This window comes from Allobosea sp. 01N443 (assembly GCF_056399325.1).
This window is the reverse complement of record NZ_JBFTRC010000310.1, coordinates 1-4,288: the sequence shown is the minus strand read 5'-3', so window position 1 is coordinate 4,288 and position 4,288 is coordinate 1. Positions and strand designations below refer to the sequence as shown.

The window sequence follows — 4,288 nt, the reverse complement described above, 5'->3', positions numbered from 1 at the left end:
CCTCGTCTCGCTCACGGGTTGAGCTTCCCAGACCACCAAAAAAACTCAGGGGACTATCGATCATGACGATGACCAGAAGAGCTTTCGGAATCGCCACAGGTGCACTTGCCGGCGTTTTCGCGTTCAAACCCTCTTTCGCTCAGGACGTGACCATCGTCGTCAACGGCTCCGGCGGGGCGCTCGCCACGATGATCACGAAGATCTTCGAAGAGCCTTTCACCAGGGAGACGGGAATCAAGGTCAGGCCGACAGCACCCGTGAGCCTTCCCAAGCTCAAGGCCATGGTCGAGTCCGGCAATGTCGAGTGGGATCTGACCGAGCTGAACGGCGACGACGTCGTGACCGCAACCAAAGCCGGATGGCTTGCAAAGATCGACTATTCGATCATCGATCCCGACAACAAGCTGCCGGCCATCGCAAAGCAGCCGACTGCGATGGTCCGGGCCTCTTATTCAACCGTGATCGCTTTCAGGACCGACAAATTCGGCAACGGCAAGACGCCGCAATCCTGGGCCGATTTCTGGGACGTCAAAGCTTTCCCGGGCCCGCGCTCGCTGGAAAATTCGCCCAAGGGCAACCTCGAATTCGCCCTGCTTGCCGATGGCGTTCCGCTCGACAAGCTCTATCCGCTCGACGTCGACCGCGCCTTCAAGAAGCTCGACCAGCTCAAGCCCCATATCCCGGTCTGGTGGACCAACGGAGCCCAGCACGTCCAGTTGCTGATCGACGGCGAGGTCAGCATGACTTCATGCTGGAACGGCCGCATCACCCCCCTGAGGAACGAGGGCAAGCCCGTCGACATCACCTTCAAGGGCGGAGCCCTGATGCTCTCCTTCCTCGCCATTCCAAAGGGCGCGAAGCACCCCACCGAGGCGATGCGCTTCATGAAGGCTCGCATGGACCCTGCGGCATCGGCGGCATTCGTGAAGCAGGTCCCCTACCCCGGCTTCGTGCCGGGAATGATGGAATTGCTGGACCCGGCCTTCGCAGCGACCCTGCCGACCTCGCCCGAAAACGCGGCGGTGCAGTTCGAGTTCAACAGTGCCTGGTGGGCAGAGAATCTCGACGCGGTCTCAACACGCTGGAACGAATGGCTGCTGATCTGAGCCACTCGGGAACCTGGCTGCATCATGAAACTCCGGTGGACGAAAACCACGCTTTTGCTCGCGCCAGCGACGTTGCTGGCAGCGCTTCTCTTCGTCTTTCCGGTATTCGGCGTCCTGAAGCTGACCGTACACGATGGAACGGCTTTCACGGCCGAGGCGCTGCGACAGGTCTATAATTCGCAGCTTTCCATCATCGTCCTGCAGAGGACGTTCGTCACCGCCGCGACTGTGACGGTGATCTGCCTCGTCATGGGCTACCCCATGGCTTACTTCATGGCGGGGCTCTCGCCGCGCAAGCGGGTGCTGGCGACCTATCTGATCCTCCTACCGTTCTGGATCAGCATCCTGGTCAGGACCTACACCTGGATCATCCTGCTCGGGCGCGAAGGCATTCTTAACAAAGCGCTTGCCGCCCTTGGCCTGACGGCGGAGCCCGTTCAGCTGCTCTATACGCCCATCGCCGTTCACATCGGAATGGTTCAGATCCTGCTGCCGATCGTGATCCTGACCTGCCTGACCTCGATACTCGATGTCGAGCGGGATCTCGTGAAAGCGGCCCGATCCCTGGGTGCATCGCCAAGGCAGGCCTTCTGGAAGGTGGTCTTTCCCCTCAGCGTGAGTGGAGCGGCGACGGGTGGCATCATCTGCTTCATCCTCTGCCTCGGCTTCTATGTCACGCCGACGCTGCTGGGCGGCCGCACAAGTCTCCTCATCGCCAATCTCATCGATCTCCAGGTTCACAAGACGCTGAAATGGGACCTGGCGGCGGTGATGGCTTCGACGCTGCTGGCGGCGACCTTCTCCTGTCTTCTGGCTTACTGGGCCCTCACGCGGAAACGCTCCGAATTCGCGACCGGAGGGCTCGCACGATGACCCGGGCCGTCCTGACCGCGTATTTTGTCCTCGTCGCCAGCTTTCTGCTGCTGCCGCTGTTCTTCCTCGTTCCGATTTCGCTGACCGACAGCCAGTTCCTCGAATTCCCGCCGAAGTCGCTGTCCCTGCGCTGGTACAGGGAATTCTTCGTCGATCAGAGTTGGGTCGACGCCACGCTCGCGAGCCTCAGGATCGGGGTCGGTGCGACAATCCTCAGCCTGCTCTTCGGGACCCTGGCGTCGGTCGCGCTCGTTCGTACGGATTTTCGCGGAAAAGGCCTGCTGAGTGCCATCTTCATCGCGCCCCTCATCATCCCATCGGTGGTTATCGCCCTTGCGCTCTACATCGTGTTCCTGCGCTGGCAGCTGGTGAACAATATCTACGCGCTGACATTGGTTCATGCGCTGATCGCCCTGCCCTATGTCGTGATGATCGTGTCGGGCAGCCTTCGCAGATACGACATGACGATCGAGCGGGCAGCGCGTGTCCTTGGCGCGAGCCCCATCCGGGCGTTCCTGCACACGACCCTGCCTTACCTAGCGCCAGCGATGTTTGCTTCGGCGATCCTGGCCTTCTTCGCGTCCTTCGATGAGCTGATCATCACGCTCTTCATCTCCGGCGGATTGCAGACGCTTCCCGTGCGCATCTGGAACGATCTCAGCCTTAAGCTCGATCCGACAGTGCCTGCCGTCGCGGTCATGCTCACTCTTCTCAGCATCGTCGCGATGACCGTGGGTGAGATCGTTCGCCGCCGGAATGAACGCCGATACCAGTCGAATTCAGTGTCCGAGGCCTGACATGCAGCAAAACAACAGCAGCCCCAGCGATTGGTCCGAGCTCAAGCCTCTCGTCGATCATATGAGGAGCACTATCGAGGCGGCGCCGCTGGCGCAGAACATCGGCTCGTTCGTCGACGAGCGGGCCTCGGTGAACGGCGACAAGACCCTCTGGACGTTCTTCGAGGAGAGCGAGGGCGGCGTCGCAACCTATGCCGAAGCCAGGTCGGCGATCGAACAGGCTGCGGCGGGCCTCTATGCGGCGGGCGTGCGCAAAGGCGCTCATGTCGCCGTCATGCTTCCCAACATCCCGGCGTTTCCCCTCACCTGGCTTGCCCTGGCAAAACTCGGGGCCGTCATGGTGCCGGTCAATATCGGCTATACCGGCCGAGAGCTCGACTATGTGCTCACGGACTCGCAGGCGACGTATCTCGTCATCCATGCGGACTGCCTGCCCTCCTACGAGGCGCTGAGTGCGGAGGCGCYGTTACGGAATTCCAACGTTCTTGTCGTCGGGGCCGCTTCCGATGCGTCGGATCGATATGCCCGGATCGAGCGGAAACCGCCCGCCCTCCCCGCGGACCTGCCACAACCCGCGCTCGATGACCTCGTCAACATCCAGTACACGTCCGGCACGACCGGATTCCCGAAAGGCTGCATGCTGACGCACCGATACTGGCTCACCATTTCCCTGGTGGCCGCGATGCGAGGCGGCGACGCCGAGAATTCCAGGAATATCCTGGCGGCTCAACCCTTCTTCTACATGGATCCGCAGTGGCTGACCTTGATGGCGATGCGTGTCGGCGGCCAGATCTTCGTCGCCCGCCGTGCAAGCGCGACGCGCTTCATGGATTGGGTCAGGACATACAAGATCCATTACTGCCTCTTTCCCGAGATCGTCTATCAGCAGGCACCCAAGCCATCCGACGCCGACAATGAGCTGAAGCGCGTTTCGATCTTCGGCTTCAACAAGGAAAAGCACGCCGACTTCGAGCGGCGCTACAACACGATCGCCCGGGAATCCTTCGGGATGACCGAGGTCGGATCGGCGCTTTTCCTGCCGCGAGAGGCCTATCACATGGTCGGCTCCGGCTCCTGCGGGATGGTCGCGCCCTTCCGCGAGGTACAGATTACCGACCCCGAGGGCAATGTCCTGCCCGCTGGCGAGGTTGGCGAGCTTTGCATCCGCGGGCCGGGCATCATGCTGGGCTATTATCGCAAGCCGGAAGCGAACGAAGCCTCTTTCAGGGGGGATTGGTTCCGCACCGGGGACCTGTTCTGGCGCGACGCCGAAGGTTTCCACTACATCGTCGGGCGCTTGAAGGACATGATCCGCAGAAGCGGCGAGAATATCGCCGCCCGCGAAGTCGAAGCTGCGCTGACCGAAATGCCGCAGGTTCTCGAAGCCGCCGTCGTCGGCGTGAAGGATGCAGCGCGCGGCGAAGAAGTGAAGGCCTATATCGTCTTGCAGCCCGGCGTTTCGGAAGCCGAGGCCTCGCCCGAAATGATCTTCGAGCACTGCAAGAGCCGGCT

At 61.5% G+C, this 4,288-nt stretch carries 4 protein-coding genes; all 4 read left to right on the top strand.

What is annotated here, in order from left to right:
• Positions 1-62 precede the first annotated feature (62 nt).
• Entirely contained in the window at positions 63-1,106 is a 1,044-nt protein-coding gene (locus AC1DRP_RS35345; RefSeq protein WP_441493493.1) for an ABC transporter substrate-binding protein, read from the top strand.
• 24 nt (positions 1,107-1,130) lie between these two features.
• Positions 1,131-1,979 (top strand): ABC transporter permease, encoded by an 849-nt coding sequence (locus tag AC1DRP_RS35340; RefSeq protein WP_441508599.1) that lies wholly within the window; start codon positions 1,131-1,133, stop codon positions 1,977-1,979.
• Positions 1,976-2,776 (top strand): ABC transporter permease, encoded by an 801-nt coding sequence (locus AC1DRP_RS35335; protein WP_441508600.1) that lies wholly within the window; start codon positions 1,976-1,978, stop codon positions 2,774-2,776. Before AC1DRP_RS35340 ends, AC1DRP_RS35335 begins: the two co-directional genes overlap by 4 nt.
• Before the next feature lies 1 nt (position 2,777).
• Positions 2,778-4,288, top strand: a 1,511-nt coding sequence (locus tag AC1DRP_RS35330; RefSeq protein ID WP_476770983.1) for a class I adenylate-forming enzyme family protein, incomplete at its 3' end; no start/stop codon positions are given.

Bases quoted from the DNA above. Each gene is read 5' to 3' on its own strand.
- AC1DRP_RS35345 (WP_441493493.1), top strand. From the start codon at position 63: ATGACGATGACCAGAAGAGCTTTCGGAATCGCCACAGGTGCACTTGCC.
- AC1DRP_RS35340 (WP_441508599.1), top strand. From the start codon at position 1,131: ATGAAACTCCGGTGGACGAAAACCACGCTTTTGCTCGCGCCAGCGACG.
- AC1DRP_RS35335 (WP_441508600.1), top strand. From the start codon at position 1,976: ATGACCCGGGCCGTCCTGACCGCGTATTTTGTCCTCGTCGCCAGCTTT.